23 protein-coding genes are annotated in these 24,017 nt (G+C 70.9%); 9 read left to right on the forward strand and 14 right to left on the reverse strand.

Annotated features, from left to right (window positions below; translation table 11 throughout):
• The first annotated feature begins 137 nt into the window (after positions 1-137).
• Complete coding sequence (locus ACFZA0_RS16685; protein ID WP_391016718.1) at positions 138-725, forward strand: TetR/AcrR family transcriptional regulator C-terminal ligand-binding domain-containing protein; 588 nt, start codon at positions 138-140, stop codon at positions 723-725.
• Positions 726-955: 230 nt separating this feature from the next.
• Here ACFZA0_RS16685 and ACFZA0_RS16690 read toward each other — a convergent pair whose 3' ends face one another.
• Positions 956-1,798, reverse strand: coding sequence for a maleylpyruvate isomerase family mycothiol-dependent enzyme (locus ACFZA0_RS16690; RefSeq protein WP_391016721.1), 843 nt, complete (start codon positions 1,796-1,798; stop codon positions 956-958).
• A 193-nt stretch (positions 1,799-1,991) separates the two neighbouring features.
• On the opposite strand from ACFZA0_RS16690, the gene ACFZA0_RS16695 reads away from it, so the two are divergent.
• The 3 genes from ACFZA0_RS16695 to ACFZA0_RS16705 all read left to right on the forward strand — a co-directional run bounded on the left by ACFZA0_RS16695 (position 1,992) and on the right by ACFZA0_RS16705 (position 4,121).
• Positions 1,992-2,906, forward strand: a complete 915-nt coding sequence (locus ACFZA0_RS16695) for an alcohol dehydrogenase catalytic domain-containing protein (RefSeq protein ID WP_391016723.1) — start codon at positions 1,992-1,994, stop codon at positions 2,904-2,906.
• Positions 2,907-2,943: 37 nt separating this feature from the next.
• Positions 2,944-3,420 (forward strand): MarR family transcriptional regulator, encoded by a 477-nt coding sequence (locus tag ACFZA0_RS16700; protein ID WP_391016726.1) that lies wholly within the window; start codon positions 2,944-2,946, stop codon positions 3,418-3,420.
• Between the two features lie 290 nt (positions 3,421-3,710).
• Positions 3,711-4,121 carry an SRPBCC family protein gene (locus ACFZA0_RS16705; RefSeq protein WP_391016728.1) on the forward strand — a complete coding sequence of 137 codons (411 nt, stop codon included), beginning with the start codon at positions 3,711-3,713 and terminating at the stop codon, positions 4,119-4,121.
• Positions 4,122-4,166: 45 nt separating this feature from the next.
• Here the strand turns inward: ACFZA0_RS16705 and ACFZA0_RS16710 are convergent, their stop codons facing one another.
• Complete coding sequence (locus ACFZA0_RS16710) at positions 4,167-4,643, reverse strand: hypothetical protein (RefSeq protein ID WP_391016731.1); 477 nt, start codon at positions 4,641-4,643, stop codon at positions 4,167-4,169.
• A gap of 120 nt (positions 4,644-4,763) precedes the next feature.
• On the reverse strand, positions 4,764-6,365 hold the full coding sequence (locus tag ACFZA0_RS16715; protein WP_391016732.1) for a SpoIIE family protein phosphatase: 1,602 nt from the start codon (positions 6,363-6,365) through the stop codon (positions 4,764-4,766).
• Between the two features lie 391 nt (positions 6,366-6,756).
• Between ACFZA0_RS16715 and ACFZA0_RS16720 the strand changes: the two genes are divergently transcribed.
• Both ACFZA0_RS16720 and ACFZA0_RS16725 read left to right on the forward strand, forming a co-directional pair.
• Positions 6,757-7,131: a hypothetical protein gene (locus ACFZA0_RS16720; RefSeq protein WP_391016733.1), complete on the forward strand. Its 375-nt coding sequence runs from the start codon at positions 6,757-6,759 to the stop codon at positions 7,129-7,131.
• 177 nt (positions 7,132-7,308) lie between these two features.
• A complete protein-coding gene (locus ACFZA0_RS16725; RefSeq protein WP_391016736.1) occupies positions 7,309-7,677 on the forward strand; it encodes a metalloregulator ArsR/SmtB family transcription factor in 369 nt (122 codons plus the stop codon).
• A gap of 29 nt (positions 7,678-7,706) precedes the next feature.
• On the opposite strand, the gene ACFZA0_RS16730 is transcribed toward ACFZA0_RS16725, so the two are convergent.
• Together ACFZA0_RS16730 and ACFZA0_RS16735 are read right to left on the reverse strand one after the other, a co-directional pair.
• On the reverse strand, positions 7,707-8,327 hold the full coding sequence (locus tag ACFZA0_RS16730; protein WP_391016739.1) for an NUDIX domain-containing protein: 621 nt from the start codon (positions 8,325-8,327) through the stop codon (positions 7,707-7,709).
• Between the two features lie 209 nt (positions 8,328-8,536).
• Positions 8,537-12,730: a hypothetical protein gene (locus ACFZA0_RS16735; protein WP_391016742.1), complete on the reverse strand. Its 4,194-nt coding sequence runs from the start codon at positions 12,728-12,730 to the stop codon at positions 8,537-8,539.
• A 176-nt stretch (positions 12,731-12,906) separates the two neighbouring features.
• Here ACFZA0_RS16735 and ACFZA0_RS16740 point away from each other — a divergent pair, with 176 nt between their 5' ends.
• Entirely contained in the window at positions 12,907-13,878 is a 972-nt protein-coding gene (locus ACFZA0_RS16740) for a helix-turn-helix domain-containing protein (RefSeq protein ID WP_391016745.1), read from the forward strand.
• A gap of 108 nt (positions 13,879-13,986) precedes the next feature.
• Here ACFZA0_RS16740 and ACFZA0_RS16745 read toward each other — a convergent pair whose 3' ends face one another.
• From ACFZA0_RS16745 to ACFZA0_RS16760, 4 genes are all read right to left on the reverse strand, one after another.
• Entirely contained in the window at positions 13,987-14,823 is an 837-nt protein-coding gene (locus ACFZA0_RS16745) for a hypothetical protein (RefSeq protein ID WP_391016747.1), read from the reverse strand.
• 373 nt (positions 14,824-15,196) lie between these two features.
• The gene (locus ACFZA0_RS16750) at positions 15,197-16,141 is read right to left on the reverse strand and encodes a GNAT family N-acetyltransferase (protein WP_391016750.1); all 945 of its coding nucleotides are present in this window, start codon (positions 16,139-16,141) and stop codon (positions 15,197-15,199) included.
• Positions 16,142-16,444: 303 nt separating this feature from the next.
• Positions 16,445-17,086 (reverse strand): NAD(P)-binding domain-containing protein, encoded by a 642-nt coding sequence (locus ACFZA0_RS16755; RefSeq protein WP_391016753.1) that lies wholly within the window; start codon positions 17,084-17,086, stop codon positions 16,445-16,447.
• A gap of 63 nt (positions 17,087-17,149) precedes the next feature.
• A complete protein-coding gene (locus ACFZA0_RS16760; RefSeq protein WP_391016755.1) occupies positions 17,150-17,962 on the reverse strand; it encodes an inositol monophosphatase family protein in 813 nt (270 codons plus the stop codon).
• Positions 17,963-18,076: 114 nt separating this feature from the next.
• On the opposite strand from ACFZA0_RS16760, the gene ACFZA0_RS16765 reads away from it, so the two are divergent.
• Positions 18,077-18,988, forward strand: coding sequence for a LysR substrate-binding domain-containing protein (locus tag ACFZA0_RS16765; RefSeq protein ID WP_391016757.1), 912 nt, complete (start codon positions 18,077-18,079; stop codon positions 18,986-18,988).
• Between the two features lie 114 nt (positions 18,989-19,102).
• On the opposite strand, the gene ACFZA0_RS16770 is transcribed toward ACFZA0_RS16765, so the two are convergent.
• From ACFZA0_RS16770 to ACFZA0_RS16780, 3 genes are all read right to left on the reverse strand, one after another.
• Positions 19,103-19,234 carry a hypothetical protein gene (locus ACFZA0_RS16770; RefSeq protein WP_391016759.1) on the reverse strand — a complete coding sequence of 44 codons (132 nt, stop codon included), beginning with the start codon at positions 19,232-19,234 and terminating at the stop codon, positions 19,103-19,105.
• A 159-nt stretch (positions 19,235-19,393) separates the two neighbouring features.
• Positions 19,394-19,924, reverse strand: a complete 531-nt coding sequence (locus ACFZA0_RS16775; RefSeq protein WP_391016762.1) for a YfcE family phosphodiesterase — start codon at positions 19,922-19,924, stop codon at positions 19,394-19,396.
• Between the two features lie 95 nt (positions 19,925-20,019).
• A complete protein-coding gene (locus ACFZA0_RS16780) occupies positions 20,020-20,682 on the reverse strand; it encodes a 1-acyl-sn-glycerol-3-phosphate acyltransferase (RefSeq protein WP_391016764.1) in 663 nt (220 codons plus the stop codon).
• 292 nt (positions 20,683-20,974) lie between these two features.
• Here ACFZA0_RS16780 and ACFZA0_RS16785 point away from each other — a divergent pair, with 292 nt between their 5' ends.
• Complete coding sequence (locus ACFZA0_RS16785; RefSeq protein ID WP_391016767.1) at positions 20,975-21,403, forward strand: polyketide cyclase; 429 nt, start codon at positions 20,975-20,977, stop codon at positions 21,401-21,403.
• A 108-nt stretch (positions 21,404-21,511) separates the two neighbouring features.
• On the opposite strand, the gene ACFZA0_RS16790 is transcribed toward ACFZA0_RS16785, so the two are convergent.
• Positions 21,512-22,075 (reverse strand): hypothetical protein, encoded by a 564-nt coding sequence (locus tag ACFZA0_RS16790; RefSeq protein ID WP_391016769.1) that lies wholly within the window; start codon positions 22,073-22,075, stop codon positions 21,512-21,514.
• 111 nt (positions 22,076-22,186) lie between these two features.
• Positions 22,187-24,016 carry an alkyl sulfatase dimerization domain-containing protein gene (locus ACFZA0_RS16795; protein WP_391016771.1) on the reverse strand — a complete coding sequence of 610 codons (1,830 nt, stop codon included), beginning with the start codon at positions 24,014-24,016 and terminating at the stop codon, positions 22,187-22,189.
• Position 24,017: the final 1 nt, after the last annotated feature.

Here is a 24,017-nt window from a genome sequence, read left to right on the forward strand (position 1 = left end):
TTTCGTTCGCCCACTGTACAGGAGTTCTAACGGCCCTCCGCGCCGCAAGAGGCCGTGCAGTACAGAACCGTTTCGTTCCCCAGCGGGGGCACGTACTCTGGACCGTGGGTAACGGGGCCTGACGGAAGGACGTGCCGGTGGTTGCGGCTACACGCTCGGTCAAGAGCAGACTGACCTCCGAGCGCATGGACGAACTGGGCGGGACGACACTCGCGTTGCTGCGCGAGGTCGGCTACGAGTCACTCACCATGGACGCCGTGGCTTCCCGTGCCCGAGTCAGCAAGGCCACGCTCTACCGGCTGTGGAAGGGCAAGGCGGAGCTGGTGGCGTTCGCGCTCGCCCGCACCAAGCACGCCAAGACGCGCGTCGACACCGGATCGCTGAGGGGCGACCTGGAGGCCGGAGTCGCCCACTTCGACGACGAAACGGTCAAGGCCGACGCCGACCTGATGCGGAGCCTCGCCCAGGCCGCCATCACCAACCCCGAACTCCTGCACGCGCTGCGCGACCAGATCATCGCCCCCGAGCAGGAGTACGTGCAGACCATGCTGCGGCGAGCGATCGCCCGCGGCGAGGTGTCGGCGGACAACGCGGCCCTCGACTACGTGATGCACATGATGATCGGCGCTGTGATGTGCCGCGAACTCATCGACCAGCGCCCGCCGGACCAGGCCTTCTTCCGCTCCTACGTGGAAGCGGTCGTCCTGCCGGTGCTGCTTGCCTGATCCTCACCGCCTTCGCCGTCTTCCCTGCCTTCGCCGCCGTGGCCGTCGAAACGTGACGCGCGGCGGATCGCCCCCCCTGCGGTCCCCGTCCGGCGCGATGATCGGCGCTCTGGGGCTTGGGGTCCGCAAGTAGCTTTGCGTGCACCGGAGTTGACGGTTGACGTTGGTGTCCGCACTGCCGACGCCGACGCCGATGCGAATGCCGGGCCCGGGGTGGCCAGCGGATGTCGTCAGGGGACGATCGACACGATCTGGCACGCGGCTGCGGCGAGTCGCCGGTCCCCCTGCACCCGGGCTCGGGCAAGGGCGTCCGCGGGATCGATGTCGCGTGTGGCCAGTCGCCAGAGGGTTTCCGCGTCCATCATCACGACTGCGGAGGGGCGGCCGTTCGGTGCCTCGGCCGGCGACCACCGGTCGGCCCTCGCGGTAGCGGTCCACGAGCCGGAGACCGCACCCTCGGCGATCACGTCGATCTGCGTCCCGGTGGGTGCCGACGTGAACCGGAGCGTGTGGGGGAGGGCCCGCATGAAGGTGTCGAGGGCCGTGTCCAGCGCGCGTGGCTCCGGGTCGGTGGTGTGGCCCGTGGCATGACGGATCTGCTGGCGGTGGGTCCAGTACTCGGTGAACTCCCGCGCGATGTCCAGCCAGGCCGGCGCGGGGTCGACGCCCGCCCAGGACACGCCCGTGGCGGTCTCGTGGAGGTCGGCGGTGGCGAAGCGCCGGGCGAGCCGGTCGCCCGCCGCCGCCAGGTCGTCGATGAGCGAAGCGGGGCTGGTGTCCGCGTGCCGGTCGACCCATTGCTGATTCGTGCGGTGGATGAACGCCTCGACCGTTTCCCCCTCGCCGAATCCTCCTCGGTGGTTGTGGCCGAGGCGGCCGAGGCAGTCGCCGAGCACGTGGGCGGCGACGGCGTGCACCGTCCAGTGTCCGGTCGCGGTCCTGCTCCAGTCGGCGGGAGTCAGGACCCGCAGGGTGGCGACCAGTGCGGCGAGTTCCGGGGCGAACAGCGCACGCGCGTCGATCGGCCCACCCAGCCAGGAAACCTCCGGCGCACCGCTGGGCTCGGGACTCATGCCCCGCACCCTCTCAGTCGGGAGGCGTGGGCTGCCATCGAATACTCCGTGCCGCAGCGGTCCGCGGGGCGGTACGACGGAGGTACGGGCCACCCTCCGGCCAATTACTTGGCCAGCCACATAATCGGTGCTACTTTTATGTGGCTGGCCACGTAAAGGTGGTCGGCCTACCCCCTCGAAGGAGACAGCAGCCATGAAGGCCATCGTTTTCGACACGTTCGGCGGCACCGAGGTCCTGCACGAGGCGCAGCTCGCGACCCCCGAGCCCGGCCCCGGTCAGGTCCGCGTCCGCGTCCGGGCCGTCGGCGTCAACCCGGTCGAGGGCAAGATCCGGTCCGGCGCCATGGAAGCCATCTTCCCGACCACCCTGCCCGCCGTCCCCGGTGGTGAGATCGCGGGTGTGGTCGACGCCGTCGGTGAGGGAGTCGACGGCGTGAAGGAGGGCGACGAGGTCCTGGGCTGGTCCGACACCGGTTCCTACGCCCAGTACGCCCTGGCCTCCCCGGCCGTCCTCGCCCCGAAGCCCGCCGGACTGGACTGGACGCACGCCGCCGCCCTGCCCGTGGCGACGGACGGCGCCGAACGAGTGCTGGACCTGCTGCACGTCACGGCGGGCGAGACGCTGCTGATCCACGGCGCGTCCGGCGCTCTCGGCACCATCGCCGTACAACTCGCCGTCGCCCGCGGCGCCCGCGTGATCGGCACCGCCGGCCCCGCCAACCAGGAGTACGTGACCTCGCTCGGCGCCACCGCCCTGGTCTACGGGGAGAACCTGGTCGAGCGCGTCCGGGCCGTCGCTCCCGAGGGCGTCGACGCGGTCTTCGACGCGGCGGGCAAGGGCGCGCTGGAGGACTCCATCACCCTGCGCGGCGGGACCGACCGGATCGTCACCACCGCCGACTTCCGCGCCGCCGAACTCGGCGTCATCTTCGCCGAGGGCCCGCAGCGCCGCTCCGCACCCCGCCTCGCCGAACTGGCCCGGCAGGCTGCCGACGGCGCGTTGGTGACCACGGTCGGCGCCACCTATCCGCTCGCCGAGGCGGCCAAGGCCCAGCAGGCCAGCGACGGCGGCCACAACCGGGGGAAGATCGTCCTCACCGTCGCGTAGACGGTGCGCCTCTACCCGGAACGCCGAAGGAGCAGCATTGTCCGAGACCCCGCCCGAGCCGCCGAGCGCCGCGCGCGAGGGGAGCCTGAGCTTCGCCATTTTCCTGCTCGCCCGTGCGCATCGCGGTTACGCCGCCGCGATGCTGCGCGCGATGAACCTGCATCCGGGGCAGGAACTCCTGCTCATGCAACTGTTCGACAAGGATGGTCAGACCCAGGCCGAACTCCTGGAGAAGGCCGGCCTCGACCACTCCACCGTCTCCAAGTCCCTGCGTCGCATGCAGGAGGCGGGGCTGCTCACGCGGGAGCAGGCCCCGCACGACCGCCGCGTCATGGTCGTCCGCCTCACCGACGAGGGCCGCGCGCTGCGGGCGCCCATCGCCGACATGTGGCGGACCCTGGAGCAGATCACCGTCCGCGACCTGACTCCCGAGCAGATCGAGACGTTCACCGCGTCCGCGTACGTGATCGAGAGGTCGGTCAGGAACCACGTCCGTCAGCCCCCCGGCGAGTGACAACTTTTCGGCTGAGCCGCCGGCTCAGCCGGGCCGGCCCCTCAACTCCCCTGCGGAGTAGCCGCCTTGGGTGCTGCCGCGGACATCTCCGGTGCCCGCGCGTGCTCCTGAGCGAACGGAGGGCCGGGCTCTGGGACGAACGACCAAAGCGCCGGGCCGGGGCCCCGCCGGAGCGCTGTTGCCAGGCTGGATCGAGAGGCGCACCCGCGTCCCGGACGGCCGGGGCAACAGGGCGGGTACGTCCGATTCGTTCAAGAAGGCGAGGACGTCGGCCCACTACCCTCGATGCCATGAACAGCGCCGACAAGCAATCACGTCACCTCAGCGTTCACGTCGCCCGCACGGTCGACGAGGTCTACACCTACGCGTCCGATCCGGAGAACCTGCCCAAGTGGGCGCGCGGTCTGGGCGGAACCATCGAGAGGGTCGACGGGCAGTGGATCGCGGATTCCTCTCCCCTGGGACGGGTGGTGGTGAGCTTCGTGCCGCGAAACGATCTGGGTGTGCTGGACCACGAGGTCACGCTCCCCTCCGGAGAAACCGTCTACAACCCGGTCCGTGTGATCGGCGACGGCAAGGAGAGCGAGGTCGTGTTCACCCTTCGCCGGCAGCCGCAGATGAGTGACGCCGACTTCGAGCGCGATGCCGAGACCGTCACCGGCGACCTGAACCGGCTCCGGGAGCTGCTGGAATCCGCCTAGACACGCGGGTCCGGCCGGCACTCCGCACCGCCGTCGTGCTCGCGCTCACCCACCTTGCCCGGCGGCTCCGGTCGCTCCGGCCGCGGTGGCGAGCAGAGCGGCGAGGCGGACCACGACTTCCTCTCCGGCCCGCTGCTTGATCAGCCCCTCCTTGGCGGCTCCGCGAAGCCAGACCTCCGAGCTGCCCTCGTCGGCTCCGAGCACGCGCGCCGTCACCACCACGGGATTCAGACCGCCGGCACCGCCATCGGCGACGACACGGATCGTCCTGTCGCCTTGGCTCTCGTCCCCGCCGGAGGCGGAGCCGACCGGCGGGGTTTCGACCGGGTGGCCCGCCGCCCCGAGGACGTCGGAGACGACCCCCACCGCATCGTCGAAGGGCAGAGGCAGACGCAGATCGATCTCGTGGACGTTGTTCCTCATCAGCTTGGCCACAACACCGACCAGGCGGCCGGTGCCACCACTCGCCCCGCCGAGAGCTGCAAGCTCCTCAGCCAGTATCTGGCCCTCGCTCTGCCGCACGAACCCGCCCCTTCCGCCGAATCGTCCGCCCGGCGGCCCCACTTGACGATCCGCCCGGCACACACATGGTGGCCCATACGGATCGACGAGGCGCATCCAGGTCGCGGGGCGGGCCCAGGCTCAGCTGAAGACGCCGCGCAGGGTGAACCAGGTGGTCTTGCCGTCGCCGGTGGGCCGTGCGCCCCATTCGTCGGAGAGGGTGCTGACCAGCAAGAGGCCACGCCCGGACTCGTCGCCCGGCTCGGCGAGCCGGGGTTGCGGGAGCCTCGGGTCCTGGTCGCCGATCTCGACGGTCAGATCACGCAGTGAACGGCGCACGTTCACGGTGACGGGGCCCGCCGCGTACCGGACCGCGTTGGTGAGGACCTCCGACAGCAGGAGGCAGACGTCGTCGGCCCGTTCCTCAAGTCCCCAGTCCCGCAAGGTGTTCTTGAGGAACCGCCGGCCCGCCGGCACCGACGAGGTCTCGGCCGGCAGTTCGCACGAGGTGCGGGCCACGGGCGCGTCGGGGACCCGGACGAGGAGCAGGGTGACGTCGTCGTGCGTGTCGTTGTCGGGCAGCAGACTGTTGAGCAGGGTGTCGGCGACCTTCTCCAGGTCGGGGGTCGAGGAGGCCGTGGCGCTCACCAGGCTCCCCAGCAGGGCGATCCGCTCCTCGATGTCGCTGCCGGGTGTCTCGACGAGCCCGTCGGTGTAGACGGTGAGCAGGGCGCCGCGTTCCACGGTGAGCGTGTGCTGTTCGTAGATGACGTCCCCGAGTCCGAGCGGGCCGTTGACCGGTGCGTCCACCCAGGAGCTGCGGTTCCGGCAGGTGACGAGGGGCGGGAGGTGGCCGGCCGAGCAGACGGTGACCTCGGCGTTCTCGGCGGAGAGGGTCAAGTAGCAGCAGGTGACCAGTTGTTCGGGTACCCGCAGGCCCGCGACGAAGGTGTCGAGGGCCTGCATGAGCTGCTGGGGCTGCATGCCGGTCTGCGCCAATGCGTGTGCCGCGGACCGCAGTTGCCCCATGACCGCGGCGGCCTCCAAGCCGCGGCCCATGACGTCGCCGACCAGGACGCCCACCCTGCCGCCGCCGAGGGGGACCAGGTCGAACCAGTCGCCGCCGACACCGGCCCCCTGGGTGGCCGGGAGGTAGCGGCTGGCGGTCGCCAGTCCCGCGACGGCGGGCGGCGTGCCCATCAGGCTGCGTTGCAGGGTGAGGGCGATGTGCTTCTGCTGCTCGTACAGGGCGGTGAGTTCGGCCTCGGCGGCCTTGCGGTCGCTCACGTCGCGGACGGCCGCGGAGACCAGCAGCCCGGCATCGGTGTGCAGCGGGCTGAGACTGATCTCGACCGGGAACTCCGTACCGTCCTTGCGCACTCCGTACAGGTCGAAGCCGGCGCCCATGGGCCGCACCTGCTGCCCGCTGCGGGTGTAGGCGCCGCGATGCGCGGTGTGGCGGCCTCGCATGCGCTCGGGAACCAGTAACTCCACCGGGCGGCCCAGGAGTTCGCTACGGCTGTAGCCGAACAGGGCTTCGGTCTGCGCGTTCACGAGGACGATGGCCCCCGCGTCGTCGACGATGACCATCGCGTCCGGGGCCGACTCCATCAGGCCGCGGAACAACTCCTCCGCGGTCCCCGCCCCGGGGAAGAGAGTGCTGTCCGCGGAGCAGGCCGCGCACCTGGTTTCCGACGCCACGGCAGCCGCCGCCCTGGTTCGCGCAGTCGTTCCGTCTCTCATACCGCTCCCCGATCCGGCCGTGGTGCGCCTCGTGTCCGCCATCCCACCGCATTCCGCCGCGGAACGCCCCGGCATTGGACGGACGCCCGGATACGTACATCTGTATGCGTGTAACGCACTGTTCGCGCCGTGTGCGGAACGGAGGGGTCAACACATGCGCCGGACGGCCGTGTTCACCGCACGTCACGTGGGTCAGGTCCGCCCCGGGTGCCCCGCCGCCGGTCCAAGTGGCCTGCGGTCGTGGCCTTTTGGTGCCCTCTTCCGAGCGGGATCAGGCACGTTGCGACACGAATGCGACATGCGGGGACGGTCGGCGCCGCGGCCTCCTAGGGTCGGCGTCAGCAGGGGCTGACCGATCCCGGTCCGGCCCCGCGAAACCGGGAGTGGTGCCATGGCCAGTGTCGATACCTCGCTCAAGGAACTGATGACCGGCATCGAAGGGGCGGTCGGCTGCGCCATCGTGGACTACACCAGCGGAATGGCGCTGGGAACCCTCGGCGGCGGTGCGGATCTGGACCTGCTGGTGGCCGCTGCAGGCAACACGGACGTGGTGCGCGCGGAGATGCGCACCATGGCCGAGGTCGGCCTCGGCTCCGCCGTCGAGGACATCCTGATCACGCTCGACCGCCAGTACCACCTGATCCGGCTGGTCGCGGGCAAGCACGGCCAGGGACTGTTCGTCTACCTCGTCCTCGACAAGGAGCACTCCAACCTCGCCATGGCCAGACATCAACTCAGGCGCGTGGAGCAGCAGTTGACAGTGTGATCTCATTTTCGCATGCCCACAATGTGAAGACTTCTTCAAGTTGTCACATCCGCATCTGCTCATCGTGTGGACTGACCGGCCGCCGAACGGCAGGATCGACGTGACGGACCGGCTCCGGGCGCCCCGGGTCCTCTCGGGGCCTCCCGTCGCCGTCGGTGACTACCGGGAGCGCGTGTCATGCAGGTCCCCCTCTACCAGGCCAAGGCCGAGTTCTTCCGCATGCTCGGTCATCCGGCCCGTATCCGCATCCTGGAGCTGCTGCAGAACGGCCCGCGCCCCGTACGGGAGTTGCTCGCCGACATCGAGATCGAGCCCTCCAACCTCTCGCAGCAGCTCGCCGTGCTGCGCCGTTCCGGCATCGTCGTCTCCTTCCGGGAAGGATCGACCGTCAGTTACGCGCTGGCGGGCGGCGACGTGGCCGACCTCCTGCGGGCCGCACGACGCATCCTCACCGAACTGCTCGCCGGCCGGAACGAACTCCTGGCCGAACTGCGCCAGGACGAACCCGCCGCCACCTCACCCGACGCACCCGCCTCGGCCCACTGACCCCGGCACGGCCGCGCCGCCCTGCTGGACTACCCGCTGACGTTCGTCGCGGTTCGCGCGTCCCGCAACTTGTGTGTGAAGCGGTGCATATGGGGGTCGAGCGACGCGACCGGCTCCGCCAGCACCTGCTCGTCGGACAGCCACCGGATCGCGTCGAACTCGCGTTGGTCGTAGGAGGTGACGGAGTCGGCGTCGGCGTCGAGGAGGTACCAGAGCGAGACGTCGGTGTGCGGGCCCTGTCCACGGGTCTCGGTGACGGTGAGGAACAGGGGGTGCTCGCCCGTGATCGACGACGCCGTGGCCTCGATGTCCAGCTCCTCACGGCATTCGCGGACGACCGCGACCCACGGGTCCTCACCCGGTTCGACGTGTCCGCCGGCCGGCAGCCACAGGCCCGCCTTGCGGTGCGCCACGAGCAGTTGCCGCCCGCGCGCGTGGTCGCGGACGACGAAGTAGCTCACCAGGTGCATCGGTGGCACGTCCGGCTTGCGTACGCGGTAGAGCGGTGCGCCGCCGGTGATCCACCGCGTGGCGGTCTCCAGGTGGGTGCGCTCCACGTCGTCCCAGGGAGTGATGGCGCCGACCACTTGGAGAAGGCGGGAACGCGCCGCGTCCTCGTGGTCGTTCGAGCGGGGGTGAGTTGAGGTCACCCGCGCATCCTGGCAGGAGACACCGACAGCCGAACCGGCAGATGGCCAGCACCACTTCGCGGTGCGCGAGTTCGTGGGACGCCGCGAGCCTGCTCGCGGCCTCCAACTGGCTGCAACTCCTGACAGCAGAGAGGTCCAAGTGGGACCGCGCGGACGCCCCGACAGCAGGTGGCTGTCGGGGCGTCCGCGCGGTGGGGCGGTCCGGGTTCCTACTTCATCGTGGACAGTGCCTTGTCGACGCCCGCGAGGGGGGAGCCGAGGCCGGTCACGGTGTCGTAACCCGAGGCCGCGGTGCACTCGGTGCCGCAGACGCCGTTGCTGCCGGAGGTGACGTCGTACAGGTGGCTGCCCAGGGCGTAGACGTCGCGGTGGGCGGTGTCTCCGTCAGGGCCGGCGGCGGCGAGGTGGGCCTTGCCGTTTGCCGCGCGGAGCTGGTCGGTTGCGGCCAGGATGCCCGCCCAGGACGGAGCCGAGAGGCTGGTGCCGCCCACCTCCAGCCAGGTGCCCGTGCCCGTGGCGCTCAGGGCGGTGGTGTAGACGGCCACACCGGTGGCGGGGTCCGCGACGAAGCTGACGTCGGGGGTGGCCCGGAACGGGGACGACTGGACGCCGTCCTGGTACGCGGGGCGCTTCTCGAAGTAGCTCAGGCCGCCGCCGGTCGAACTCCAGGCGGTCTCCGACTCGGTGGCGCCGGACTCGTCGAGGACCATGTTGGTGCCGCCGACGGCCAGCGCGTACGGGTCGGTGCTGGAGTACCCGGCGGGGTAGCCGTCGTCACCGGTGGACTGCGTGCACACCGAGTCGGTCAGCTTGCAGTGGCCGTCGTAGAAGGACTCCTCGGAGAACTCCGACATGCCCCAGCTGTTGCTGACGGCGGCCGGGTGGTAGGTCTCCGCGACGTCGACCGCCTGGTAGAGACCGGCGGCGGAGGCGTCGGTGGCCTCCACCAGGACGATGCGGGCGTGCGGGGCGACGGAGTGGACCCACTCGATGTCGAGGGCCTCCTCTTCCTCCCAACTGGCGTTCGCGTCCGGGGTGGTGGTCCCGGCGTGGACCTGGGTGAAGTCGAAGCAGTCGGTGCCCTTGTCGACGCTGTCGCAGGTCTGCGGCAGGCCGAAGTGGGCGGCGAAGTGGTTCAGGTCGGACTTGGCGTTCGGGTAGTCGTAGGCGTCGACGATGGCCACGGTCTGGCCGGTGCCGTCTCCGGTGAGCCCGAGCCGGGCCTGGATCTGCTGCGGGGTGTAGCCCTTGGTGGTCTCCGTGACGTCGGTGGTGCCGTTGGACCGGGCGGTGTCCGGGTCGGTGACCTTGACCGACGACTTGATCTTCAGCGGCAGGGACGCGGTGCCCTTGGGCAGGCCGGGGTCCTTGAGGGGAGCCGCGACCACGATGTCCGCGGAGGTGCCGAACTCGGTGGTGGCACCGGTGTCGGCCGGGCTGCTCGGGACGGCGGTCGTGGTGCTGCCTCCGCTGCCGCCGGTCACCGAGTAGACGGTGATGCCGTGCTGGTAGTAGTCGGACTCGTAGTAGTCGAAGCCACCGGTCTGCAGGGAGATGGCGAGCCCGCGCTGGTCGACCGTGAGGGCGATCAGGTTCTGCGTTGACGCGGAGCCGAGGTGGGCGGAGAGAACGCGGCCGGCGTTGAGGCCGAAGTCCTCGGCGGCCGGATCGGGGTAGCTCTCCGCCGGGTCGAGGGGCAGGTCGTAGGCGTAGATGCCGTTGATGGCGGTGATCAGGTGGTCGTTGCCGTCGATGACTCCGGAGAAGGGCTGCACCCCCATGGTGAGGTTGTAGGGGGCGCTGCCGTCGGCCGGGTAGACGGTGACCGCGTTGAAGTGCAGCTCGATCAGGCCGTCGGCCTTGGAGGCGACGAACCCGAGGGCGGTGTCGACGCCGACGGTGTGGTGGCTGTAGGCGACGGAGCCGTCCGCGGAGTCGAGGACCTGCGTGAGGTGGGTGATGTTGAGGCCCCCCGGCTTGTCACCGCCGAAGGCGAAGGCCACGCCCCGTCCGTCGGCGCCGGGGATGTCGGCGCTGGCGTAGACGCCCTGGTTCTGGACGACCCAGGCGGCGTTCGCGGCGTCGTTCGGCTTGGCGCTCCAGCGGGACTTGCCGCTCGGGGACAGGCTCAGCTCGGTGGGCGCGGGGTCGGACGCACCGCTGGCGAGGGTGGGCCGGACGCCGCCGTATTCGAGGTAGAGGTTGCCGTCGGCGTCGGAGGCGACGTTGGAGAAGACCAGCGTCCTGCCCGCCGTGCCGGCCGGGGTGTACGTCCACAGGGCCTTGCCGGTGGCGTCGTACGCGGCGACGGCGTGGCTGCCGGCGGCGACGATCTCCGTGCCGCCGTGGCCGTCCTTGGTGAGGGTGACGGTGGGCACGAAACCGCCGCCGAGGTTCTTGTCGGTGCGGACGGCACCGGTGGCGGTGGTCAGCACGGCGAAGCCGGACGAGGTCGCCGCGACCAGCGACGCGGTCCCGCGACCGCGGCTGTCGGTCAGCGTCGCGGTCTGGAGCTGCCGGACCGGGCCGCCGACGGCGGCGTGCCAGAGCTGGTGGGGCACGGCGTCGTCGAGGGTGCGGCCGTCGAGGGCGAAGACGCCCCGGCTCTGACCGCCGACGACGAGGTCCTTGACGCCGTCGCCGTTCACGTCGGCGGCGACGGCCGTGTACGCGTCGCCGAGCAGCGGCAGGGTGGACGTGGTGGTGCCCTTGCGGGGGTCGGTGACGTACGCGGTGTCGTCGTAGCCGACGCTCAGCAGGCCGCCGCGGTAGTCGGTGATCCGGTCACCGGTGACAGCGCCGTCCCGCGCCCAGGCGACGGTGCCCTTCTTGCCGTCCAGGGCGGTGAGCTGGGTGTGCTCGGGGCCGTTGGGCCGCTCCGCGCTCCAGTAGGCCGGGTCGGAGATCGCGGCGACGACATCGCCGCCGTTGTTCTCCCACTTCAGGCCCGTGGTGGGGGCGTTGGCGTTGCCGACGGTGGAGAGGGTGGTGCGGGTCCACAGGGTCTTGCCGTGGGCGTCCCAGCCGGAGATGGTGCTCTGGCCGTCCGACAGGTCGGCGTTGATGCCGAGTTCGGCCACGGCGTAGGCGGCCTGGCCGCCGTGGGCGTCGGTGTTGACCTCGAAGTCCTCCGGGACGGTGCCCTCGCGCGAGGCGAGCACGGTGCGCTTTCCGGAGTGCGCGTCAACCGCCGTCAGGTCCCAACGGACCGCGTCGTAGGGGTCGTTCTGCTCGACGACCAGGACCCGGTCCGAGCCGGGCTCGGCGGCGAGCATGCGCGGGTAGCCGGGGGTCTTGGTGTCGACCGTGGCCTTGCCGGTGCTGCCGTTGAGGACGAGGACGTGGCCGGCGGCGGGGCGCGGATTGCCGAGACCCATCGGGGTGTCGGTCCAGGAGGCCGCGATACGGCCTCCTGACAGCGTTGTCACGTCGCCCCAGTAGGCCCAGGGAGCACCGGTGGAGTACGTCCAGGCGACGTGCCCGGCCAGCTTGCCCTTGCCGTTGGAGGAGAAGGTGTACGCGGTCAGGTTGGAGCGGCTGTCGCCCTGCTCGGCGACCGGGTTGTTCGTCCAGTCGGGGCCGGTGCGGTCGGCGACGACGAGTTCGCCGTTCTGCACCAGCAGCGAACCGACGTATCTCGGCAGCAGCTTGCTGTAGAGGGTGCCTCCGGTGCGACCGTCGAGGACGGTCACGAAGGTGCCGGACGCGAGGTCGGAGCCCGGCGACGTGAAGTCGCGGACGGGATTGGACCCGACGTTGTACGCGACGGCGAGGTCGGGGGTGCCGTCGTGGTTGAAGTCGCCCGTGGCGTAGGGGCTTTGGCCGGTGCTGGAGGGCTGGTACGGGTCGTAGCCCTCGTACAGCTCGGGCACGTACTCCTCGGGCTGTATCGAACTCTTGGGCTTGACGCCCCAGTCGGTCATCAGGGAGTGGCTGGTGCGGGTCCAGACCGGGGAGCCCTTGGCGTTGAGCCGGGTGACGCTGCCGGAGCTGTAGATGCTCAGCCAGTCGCCGGTCGAGCCGAGCGTGACGGTGGAGGCGACACCGCGGGCGGTCTCCCACTGGCCGTCCTGCTTCAGGCCGAAGCCGTCGGTGCCGGTGCTGCCGGAGCCCGAGTCGGCAGAACCCGAACTCGTCTTGCCGGAGCTTGAGTTGCCCGTGTCCGAGGTGGTGTTGTCGCCGCCGACAGAGGCCACCTGGCCCGCCGTGCCGTCGGCCCGGGTCTTGTATCGGTCGCTCAGCTTCTTGAGCGCGGACGGCGTCAGGCGGACGACACCCTTGGATCCGCCGCCGGGGGCCGCCTCGGCCGCGGGCGCGGCCATCAGGCTGGTCGCGCCGAGCGCGGTGGCGGCCAGCAGGGCCGGCGCCAGTAGGCGTATTCGTCTCGTGGGGGGCAACAGCACGCTTCCTCCTCGTGGTTCGCCGTACCGGCAGGGGTGGTACCGGGCAGGCAGTGCGACTGTCGCAGGCGCGACCACGTCAGCGGGAGGGATCTTGGTGGCCGATACCGGCCAGGAACGGGAACCGGCCACTGGATAGAATCGGACCGTTGGCGCAAACCGAGAGAAGAGGGCGTTCGTTGCTGGAGCCACTGGGCATCGACGCGCACACCGAGCAGGTCTACGGCCTGCTGATACGCGAGTCCCCGCGAACCTCGTCCGAGGTCGCGGACGGGCTCGGCTGTTCCAACGACCGGGCGCGGCGCGGACTGGACCGCCTGGTGAAAGCGGGCCTCGCCTCGGTGGACGGCGGCCATCCCGCGCGCTACCGCGCCGCCGATCCGCGCCTGGGGCTGGCGGCGCTGCACCGGGCCCGGCTGCACGAGGTGGAACGGACCGCCCAGGACGTCGACGCCTACGTGGCCGAGTACCACGAGCGCATGCTCCGCTCCGACACCCGGCGCCTGGTCGAGGTGGTCGAGGGACCGCGCGCCATCAACTCCCGCATCGCCGAACTCCTGGCGGGCGCCGAGCACGAGGTCCTGGCCTTCGACGCGCCTCCCTACGTGAACGCGGACGGGGCCTCGGACGCCGAGAAGGAGGTGCTGCGGCGCGGTGTCGCCGTCCGGGCCGTGTACCAGTCGGAGGTGCTGGACCTCCCGGACCACGCCGACCGCCTCCGCCACATCGTCGGGATGGGGGAGCAGGCCCGAGTGGTGCCGCGGGTCCCGCTGAAGATGGTGATGGTGGACGGACGCGACGCGGTCGTGCCGCTGACCGCCAGCGAGGAGGGCACCCGGACCACCATCGCCCAGGTCCGCCGCTCCCGGCTGTGCGACGCTCTCCGCGAACTCTTCGAGGCGTACTGGGTGCAGGCCACGCCCGTCTTCCCCACCGCGTTGCCCGGTGGGGGCGGCCACCCCGATCTCTCCGAGCAGGAGCGCGCACTGCTCGGGCTGCTGAACGCCGGACTCAAGGACGAGGCCGTCCAGCGCCAACTGGGCATCAGCGAGAGGACGTTGCGCCGCAAGGTGGCCGACCTGACCGCGCGGCTGGGCGCCACCAGCCGGTTCCAGGCGGGGGCGCAGGCGGTCCGGCGGGAGTGGATCTGAACGCTCGCGCCGCCGGGGCCTGGAGGTGGGACGTGTCGGTCGGGGAACGGCGGTCTGTGCCGTCGCCCGCGACCGCCGGCCGGGGGAGTGCCGGCGCGAGCCTGTGCGTCAGTCGCTGGGGGAGGCGTCCAGGAACCGGTGGAGGGAGTCCGTCATCGCGGCCACGAAGGTGTCGCGGGTGCGGTCGGGGACGCTGTCGAGCGACAAGTAGGGGTTCAGGTCCTCCAGTTCGACGAGGAGCAGGTCGCCGTCCTGGGTGCGGCAGGCGTCGACCCGTTGGATTCCGTGGGCGAGGGTGTTCCATTCGATGAAGCGACGGGCGAAGCGCAGGTCGGCGTCGGTGGGTTCGTAGGGCTCAAGGGCCCAGCGTCGCGCGGGGTCGGGGGCGTAGAGCGCGTACAGCGGGGCGTCGTCGACGAAGTAGAAGGAGACTTCGTAGCGGAAGTCCACGCCCGGCTGCACCAGGATGTCCCCGTAGGCGAGGGCGCCGAGTTCGCCCCTGGGCACGAAGCGCAGACCTATGGAGTCCGCCCCCGCCTTGGGCTTGACGGCGTAGCTGGTGGCATCGGGCAGCACCGCCAGGTCCTGGGGGCGGTCGACGGTGGGGATGACCGGATGCCCGTCGGCGGTCAGATCCAGCAGGTACTGCTTGCCCGCCATGTCGCCCCGGCCGTTCAGGGGGTTGTAGACCCGGGTGCCGCGTGCTTGGGCCTCACGCCGGAACGCGTCGTAGTGCGCCTGGTAGTGAAGCACCGGTCCGCTGTTGCGGACCACCACCGCGTCGTGCGCGTGCATCAGCGCCGCGGCGTCCAGGGGGTGGCACAGGGCGATGTCGAACGTCTCGCGCAGCCGGGAGGTCAGGTAGATGTCCTCGTCGCAGTACCGCCGTCCTCGGGCCTGGTAGGCGAGGTCGGTCACGAACAAGAGGCTGCGGCGGACGGACACGCTTGATCTCCCTCGGTAGAGATCGCCAGCCTAGACGTCACAATCGGCGGCACCCCTCCCCGGTCCGTCCGCCTCGCGCCCACGACACGTGTTGCCGTGTGCCGTTGGCCCGGAGGGTTCCACGCGCGGCTCGCGCGCTCGAAGACGGCGGCGCCCGCCTGGGTGGTCGGCCGTGCGGTCCGCCGTACCGCAACGTGCCGGCCCGCCACGAAGAGGGGTACCGCCGACTACGCCCGCAGGACGAGCGCCAGCGGCGGTGCGGTGTTCTGCGCCGACGTGATCGCCGCGGTCATCGCGTCGCGCGGTTCCTTCTCGCCGTCGAAGAGACACCTCGCGCATGTCGGCAGAGTGCCGGAAACAGGTTCGCTCGGTGTCAGCTCCAGGTCATGTTGATCTGGCGTTCGAAGTTGACGTACCCGGCGCGTCGGAAGGCCTGCGCCATGGGGACGTTGGCGAGATCCGTGGAGGCGCGGATTCGGCGGACGTTCTGCTCGGCCAGGATGCGGGTGCCCTCGGCGAGGAGACCGTCGACGTAACCGTTGCCGCGGTGGGCGGGAAGGACCGCGATGTAGGCGATGATCGCGTTGTACCCGTTGTGGGCAGGCAGGACGAATCCAACTGGCGCTCCGTGGGGCAGCGTTGCGATCCGCCACCAGTCCCGCGGGCTGGTGTAGCGCGCGAGTTCGTCCTCGTAGTGCTTGACGGCCGCCTCCCGGGCGGACATCCGCGTCAGGTCGTCGCGACTGTGCGCGTCCAGCGTGCCGTCCAGTGCAACAGCCATGAGAGACACGAGTTCCTCGGCATCGACCGGCGGCCGGAACACAAGGCCCGTGTCCAGCATCGGAGTTGGCGAGTGGGGCCGCCACTCCAGGCGTAGCCGTTCGACGAAGAACCGGGCACCGGTCCGCTCCAGTACGGCCATGCGAGCCTCAACCGCCCGCCTGGACACCGTGTTCTCGCGCCAGTCCGACGGTACGAAACGACTGTATTCGGGTGGAAGCGACCCGCCCGGCAGGGTGGCGGCCATGGCGGTCCGCAGAAGTCGTACCCCAATGTCCGTGTGGTCGTGCGGTGTTGTGCCGTCGTCGATGTCGAGGATGTCCAGGGCGACGGGTGGGCCGCCGCCCGGTCGGCCCCACCAGGCGGCCCTGGCCAGCAGACGGTCGCCGCGCAGCGCGACCCACATCCATTCCGGTCGCCGTCGGCCGAGCGCGAGGTCGTCCGCCAGTTCCGCGTTGAGGACGTAGGGGAGTCGGCAGAAAAGGTCGAGTTCTTCGCGCCCGGTGATCGGACGCACGGTGAGGTCGTTCCGTTCCACGGTCGAGGCACACTCCCTTGAAGGCGCCCGTCCACTCCGGGGTCGGACGCGGTCGGCGCCCCGCAAGGGCATGTTTGTCCGACTGCGGATACGTGCGCAAACCCTTTTCGAGTACGTCGCGCGGGCGGGCGACGGCGGAGGTGGAGGCGGAGGAATGCCCATGGTCCCTGCGCGGGAACGGAGGACGGCCACCTCGCCCACGGTTCCCGCCCGTGGCGGTGGCGGTGGCGGTGGGCGAGGTCGCGTCCGTCGCCCGGCGCGGCACGTCCTCGCCGCAGACGTACACGTGGGTCCGGGGAGGGTTCAGCGGGACAGTGAGACGGCGAAGGGCTTGAAGCCGTGGCGCCGCAGGACGTGGGGGACGACCAGGATCATGGCCTCGGTGGCTCGGGCCGTTTCGATGCCCCCGAGGTCCTCGATCCATCGGGACTGCCACCCGAGGTCGGCGAGCAGGCCGACGACGGTCTTCTTCGCGGTCTCGTCGTCGCCTGAGACGTAGGCGGTCGGAGCGGTGTCCAGGGTCTCCGGGGCGGTCATCACCATGAACAGCATCGTGTTGAGGGTCTTGACCACGTGGGTGTCGGGGAGCGCCTGCTGGAGCTTCTCGGCGAGGCTGCTGCCGGGATAGCACAGCTCACCGGGCAGGCCGTCGGCTGTGTCGCGGGTGGCGTTGGAGACGTCGACGAGGATCTTTCCGGAGAGTTCGGTGCGCAGTTCGCCCATACGGGCCAGGGACGTGTCGCCCGGCGTAGCGTTGATGACGACGTCCGCGGTGCGGGCGGCGGTGCGGTGGTCCGCGAGGACGATGCGCGGGGTCCCGGCGAGGCGGTTGCCGTCGCTCTGCGGGCTGCGGCTGCCGAGCGTGACGTGGTGTCCGGCGGCGGCGAGTTTGTCGGCGAGGTTGGTGCCGACGCGGCCCGCGCCCAGGATGCCGATGTTCGTCATGGGGTGAAGCTCCTTGTAGGGGGCGGTAGTTGCCGGGGGTCCGGCGGAAGTACGGGATGCCCGTCAGGCGATGGGCGAGAGGATCTTCAGGACGGCGGCGTGCAGACCGGGGGCGGCGGCCAGGAAGTCGCGGCTGCCCGTGTTCCAGGCCTCGCCCGCGAGGTCGGTGACGGTTCCCCCGGCCTCGGAGACCAGCAGGGCGCCCGCGACCAGGCCGGAGCGGACGTCGGAGAACTGCCAGAAGGCGTCCATACGTCCGGCGGCGACGTGGATGAGCTGCATGGTGGCGGGAACGGACACACGTACGACCAGGCCGTTGACGAGCATCGCGGTGACCGAGTCGCCGATCCGCCGGAAGGTCCGCTCGTCCTCGCCGGGCCGGGCCTGCCCGGTACCGATGAGCGCGGCACCCGGATCGGTCTTCGCCGACACCTTCAGCGGCCGGCCGTTGAGGTGGGCCCCGCGGCCGGCGACGGCGGTGTAGGTGTCGCCGGTCAGCGGCAGGTGGACGACGGTGAGCACCGGCCGGTTGTCGCGGACCAGAGTCGCCGTGACGGCCCATTCGTCCATGCCGTGCACGTGGTTGATGTTCCCTTCGGCGGGGTCGACGACCCACCACTCCCCGGGCGGGAGCGCCCCACCGGCCAACTCGTCCTGGGCCCACTGCGACCCCTGCCGGGCCCGCAGCAACGGTTCGCGGAGCACGGCGAGCACGGCGTCGTCGTTGGCGTGGATCTCCGCCACGATCTCGTCGAGACTCACGCCCCGGGCCTGGCGGGTGTACCGGTCGCGCAGGGTTATGCCGGCGGTCTCCACCGCGGCGGTCACCTCTGCGAGCAGCGTCGACCCGGCGTCGAAAGGCATGGTCACGGCCATGGGAAGGCTCCTTGCGATCTGTGGTGCGGGCGGTCCGTTCCGTCCCGCACCTCGAAGGTAGGCCGCCGCTTCATTAACAACAAGTGCATGCTTTTCACTTGTAGAGTTACTGGCATGCAACTGGATTTGAACCTGCTCACAGCGCTGGACGCACTGCTGGAGGAGGGCAGCGTCGCCGGTGCCGCGGCTCGCCTCCACGTCACTTCACCGGCGATGAGCCGCTCCCTGGGCCGCATCCGCAAGGCCACCGGTGACCAGATCCTCGTGCGCACCGGTCGCAGCATGACTCCCACCACCCGCGCCATGGCCATGCGGGCCGAGGTGCACGCCCTCGTGCAGCAGGCGCACCGCCTGCTGTCCGCGGACCAGGAACTCGACCTGGCGCTGCTGGACCGGGTGTTCACCGTGCGCTGGCACGACGCCCTGACCGCGGCGTGCGGCACCGCCCTGGTCACCGCCGCCCACCGCCAGGCCCCCGGCGTCCGGCTGCGGCTGTCCGCCGAACCCGGGACGGACGGCCCCGAACTGCGCCGGGGCGAGATCGACCTCGAATCCAGCTCCAGCAGGCCGACACTCCCCGACATCCGCCACCGCCTCGTCGGGAAGGGCCGGTTGGCCGTCGCCGTCCGCCCGGGGCATCCGCTCACCGAGAGCCCGATGACCGTGGAGCGCTACGCGGCCGCCGAACACATCACGGTTTCCCGGCGCGGAAGTCTGCGTGATCCCGTCGACGACGCCCTGGCAGCACAGGGCTTGGAACGCCGTGTCGTCGCCGCGGGCCCAACAGCGGTCTTCGCACTGCACCTTGTCCTCGGCAGCGACCTCGTGGTGACCCTTCCCGACGCGGTCACCCGCACTGCCCGGGACCAACTCGGCCTGGTCACCCTGCCGTTGCCCCTGTCGTTGCCCGACGTCCCGTTGTACCTGCTGTGGCACCAGCGCTACGACGACGACCGGGCCCACGCCTGGCTGCGCGACCTGGCCACCGAAACCGTCCAGGCGCTGTTTCCGCCGACGGACGCGTGACCGGCACGGGGGCCGGAGGAGGTCGGTGCTCTGTGGTTCCCCGCCCGAGGGCCCGTCGGCCCGCCGGCCCGACCGGTTGGCCAGTGGCCGTCGGCGTGACGGTACGGCTGTCCGTCAGAGGTCGGTCTCGCCGGGCTTGATCAGGCCGCTCTCGTAGGCGAGGACGACGGCCTGGGCCCGGTCCCGGAGCGAGAGTTCCGCCGACCCGAACTCGGTTCTCCTGCTGAGGTGTTGCGAAGAAGACATGGTCTGCTCCCGCCCTTCGGCCCGTCCTGCTGTCGACGACCAAAGCCAGGAACGGGGAGCCGCGCGTTGTTCGTCGACGAGGGGTGGGTGGACGCGCGGAGACGCGCGTTCAGGGGAGCCCGTTGCCTCCCTGCGCGCCGGGTGCTCCCGTGATGCCCGTCACCCGCGTGACCGGGACGGCCCGGGGGCGCCGGGGTCGGGCAGCCGGTGCAGGACGACGTCGCCGAGGCGGCCCTCGGTCAACTCAGCTGTCATATACGTGCGGTGGGGCATCCGGCGTCGGTCGGTGGGCGAGCCGGGGTTGAGCAGTCGCGGTCCGCCCGGCGCGGAGGTGTCCCAGGGGATGTGACTGTGCCCGAAGACGAGTACGTCGGTGTCCGGGAAGCGGGCGGCGCAGCGAGCCTCCCTGCCCGTGGCGGGGCCGGTCTCGTGGACGACGGCGAAGCGCACCCCGTCGAGTTCCACCCGGGCCACCTCGGGCAGCCGGGTACGCAGGTCCGCGCCGTCGTTGTTGCCGTACACACCGACGAGCGTCCGGCTTCGGGCCTCGAAGAGGTCGAGGGTGGCGCTGTCCACCCAGTCCCCGGCGTGAAAGACGACATCCGCGTGCGTCAGCTCGGTCAGCAGCTCGGCCGGGAGCTCCCGCGCGCGCTTGGGGACATGGGTGTCCGTGGTCAGCAACAGTCGCATCGCGCCAGAGTAGGCGCACGGCGTCCCGCACCGGGGGAGGCATGGATCCGCACTGCCGGTGAACGGCATGGCGGACGTCCCCCGGATGTCCTCGGCTACGCGGCGAGGGCGGCCGGTTCCCCGAGGTGGGCGGCGGCGGTGCGCCAGGCCGTCGTCACCGCTGTGCGGGTCCGTTCGGTCCGCGCGGGAACGTCCGCCGTCGACCGAAGGGGCTTGCCCACGTGCACGTGCAGTTCCGGGCGGCGCAGTGGCGCCGTGAGCAGGCCCGCGAGCTGCTTGGCCGTGCTCCCCGAGGTGATCCGGCGGGCGCCGGCCTGCCCAACAGGCACCACGGGAGCGCCCGTTCGCTGAGCGAGCCGGGACACGCCACTGCGGAAGGCCCCCGGGGCCGCCTCCGCGGCGTCCGTCCGGCGCGGGAGGCCTCCCTCGGCGTAGATCAGAACCAGGCGGCCGCGGTGCAGCGCCTCGACGGCCGCGTCCACGGCGTCCGCCGCGCGCCGTTCGCCACGGTGGACGGGGATGTGCCCCTCACGGGCCAGCGCCGGGCCGAGTACGGGAACACGCCACAGTCCCGCGGCCGCCATGACGACCGGACGGACATCCAGGCGGTGCAGCGCGGCAAGCACGACGGCCGGGTCGGCGAGCGAGGTGTGGTTGGCGACGATGATGCTGCCGGGGGCGAGTTCCGCCTCCGCGTCGGCGGTGACCGTCAGGCGGCCCACGGCGGGCACGAGGAAGTCGGCGAGGCGGCTGAGCATGTTCGGTCTCCCGGTCTCGGTACTGGTGACCTTCATCGTCGTTGCCGGGACCGCCCACCGCCTGAGTAGCAGCACTCATCCGTGCCGGCCCGGTACCCAGAGGGACCCGGGCATGCCCTTGCGTTCGAGGAACCGGCACCGGAATCACCCACCGTCGGTCCGCCCCGCCCCGCCCCGCCCCCGTGCGTGACGTGCCGTGGCGGCTGCGACCGGGCGGCAGGCTGGGCCGGGGGCGGGGGATCGTGCGAGGGTGGCCCGTATGACGACGGAACGGTTCGAAGTGCGGCGTCGGATGGCTGCGCCCCCGGAAAAGATCTTCGCGTTGCTGTGCGATCCCGCGGGACACGTGGCGATCGACAGCTCGGGGATGCTCCAGTCCGCCGAGGGGCGACCCGTGCGCGCGGTCGGCGACGAGTTCGTCGTGCACATGGATCGCGAGGCGTTGAACGACTACCCGCTGGGCAAGTACGACGTCACCGTGATCATCACGAAGTTCGAGCAGGACGTGCTGATCGAATGGACCATCTCGGGCCAGGTGCAGCCTCCCATCCGGCATCTCTACGGGTACCGGCTCGAGGCCGACGAGGGCGGCACACTGGCCACCTCGTACTACGACTGGAGTGAGATCGAGGAGCGGTACCGGGACGCGGGCATCTTCCCGGTCATCCCCGAGGCGGGGCTTCGCGCGACGCTCGGGATCCTGGCGCGGAACGTGGAATAGCCGCGTCAGTGTCCTGCCGGACGGGGAGGAAGAGGGCCTGCGGGGTGCGGAAGAAGCGAAGTCGGCAGTAGTCACGCCGGGCGCCACGGCACAGGCCGGAGCAGCGGGTCACAGGGGTGCCATCTGCAACTCGCCCATGACCTCCAGGCCGACCTGTGCCGCCAGCCACACGGCTCGCTCGGGCTCGGACTGCTTCACGTGGACGTACAGGGTGTGATCCGCGGCGGGCTCTTCGAGGTACAGGTCGCGGGCGTTCACGCACACCGTCACGTAGGCGCCCCTCGTGCCCCCGCGGCCCAGGCCGGCCTCCGGAGCCTCGGGCCAACCGCTGAAGTCCCAGCGCACCATGGCCGGCACCGTTCCCGCCGCGGCCAGGAACGGCTCCACGGTCTCGGCGGGCATGCACCATCTGCTCATGAAGAGGGGCAGGAAATCTGACGGGACGTCACCGGCACGCGAGGAACCGTGCCGGTCGTCGGCCCCCAGGGACCACCAGTCGGCCTCCGGCATCGCTCCGCTCAGCCGTTCCAGTTCGCAGGCCGTGGAGACCCGTGCTTCGAAGTCGACCTCCAGTTCACCGGTGTCGGCGAGATCGAGCAGCCGCTCGGCCGCACGCAGCGCCTCGGCGATATCCGTCGTCCTCAGTACCGCCTGCGCGTACGAGTTGCTCATGCGGAGCAGTGTGACAAGTCCTCCCGCGATCGACGAGCGAATACCCCACGAGCCTGCTCTCCGACGCTCCCCCCCGGCCGCCCCCCCCCGGAGCGCACGGGGCGTCGGTGGTCAGGGCGTGACGATGGCGAAGTCGGGGTCGGGGGTGTCCAGCAGGCCCACGAGGGTCGCGAAGACCTGGGGGTCGCCCTGGGCGCGCACGTCGGCCAGGCCCTTGCCCGCCAGGACTGCGAGCAGCTGCGGTTTGGTCAGGGTCAGGGTGAGGTCGGAGTCCTGGCGGGGCTCGTTCGTCTCCGGAACGGTGTCGGTGCTGCGGTAGGTGAGGGCGCCGTTGGAGAGCAGCAGGTGCCAGGTGCGCCCCTCGTCGGTGACGTTCCACGTCATGCTGAGCCTCTCGTCCCACGCGCGTGGGCCGTCGACGCGGATGGCGAGCGAGTCGATGAGCATGTCGACCGTGAGGGCCATCGCCATCTCGGGGTTGGTCGTCTCCAGCGCCGTGTGTGCGACCGTTCCGCGCAGTTCCTGGGCGCCCATCAGGTAGAAGTTGCGCCAGGTGCCGTTCTCCGCGCCGTACCCGAGGTTCTCGTACACCGAGGCCAGGGCCTGCTTGGCGATCGCGTCGGTAGGGGCCGCGAAGACCGCGTGCCCCAGCAGGGTGGCGGCGAACCGCAGATCCCCGGAGGCGGCGTACTCCTCGCCCTTGGCGATCAGTGCCGGCACACCGCCGTAGTCGGCGGCGAACCGCTGCGCCTGCTCGACGGGCGGGTGCTCCCACAGGTGGGCGGGGTTGCCGTCGAACCAGCCCATGTAGCGCTGGTAGATGGCCTTGACGTTGTGGCTGACGGAGCCGTAGTAGCCGCGGTTGGCCCACCGGTTCGCGATCGCCGGCGGGAGTTCCATCCGTTCGGCGATCTCCATGCCGGTCAGTCCCTGGTTGGCCAGGCGCAGGGTCTGGTCGTGGAGGTAGGCCCACATGTCGCGTTGACCGGCCAGGTGCTCGACGATGCGGTCCTGACCCCAGGTGGGCCAGTGGTGCGAGGCGAACGCGACCTCGGCCTGCTTGCCGAACAGCGTGATCGTCTCACCCAGGTAGTGCGCCCAGATGCGGGTGTCGCGGACGACCGCCCCGCGCAGGGTCAGGATGTTGTGCATGGTGTGCGTGGCGTTCTCCGCCATGCACAGGGCGCGTCGGTCGGGGAAGTAGAAGTTCATCTCCGAGGGTGCCTCGGTGCCCGGCGTCATCTGGAAGACGATCCGCACACCGTCGACGGTCTCCTCCTGGCCGGTGTGCGTGATGTCCACGGTCGGCGGAACGAGAGTGATCGTGCCCTTGGACGTCGTCATCCCGAGCCCGGCACTGATGTGCCCGGCGGGGCCCCTGTCCAGTTCCGCCCCGTACATGTAGACCGCGCGGCGGGTCATCGCTCCGCCCGCGTACACGTTCTCCGCGACCGCGTGTTCGAGGAATCCGGCCGGGGCGATCACCGGCACCGGGGCATGGCCGTGCGGCAGAACGCCGCGAGAGCCGCCGAAGTGGTCGCCGTGCGAGTGGGTGTAGATCAGGCCGGTGACCGGGCGGTCGCCGCGGTGCTCGCGGTACAGGGCGAGGGCGGCGGCCGCGGTCTCCGCCGAGATCAACGGGTCGATGACGACGACGCCGGTGTCGCCCTCGACCAGCGTCATGTTCGAGAGGTCCAGGTTCCGGACCTGGTAGATCCCCTCGGTGACCTCGAACAGGCCCTGCTTGTTGCACAGTTGGCTCTGCCGCCACAGGCTGGGGTGCGCGCTGGCGGGGCAGTCCCCGTCGAGAAACGCGTACGCGTCCCCGTCCCAGATCACCCGCCCGTCGTCCGCGCGCACGACCGCGGGGGAGAGGGCGGCGACGAAGCCCCGGTCGGCGTCGTCGAAGTCGGACCTGTCGGCGTAGTCGAGATCGCTCATG

Source organism: Streptomyces sp. NPDC008150 (genome assembly GCF_042956945.1).
Lineage (GTDB): Bacteria > Actinomycetota > Actinomycetes > Streptomycetales > Streptomycetaceae > Streptomyces.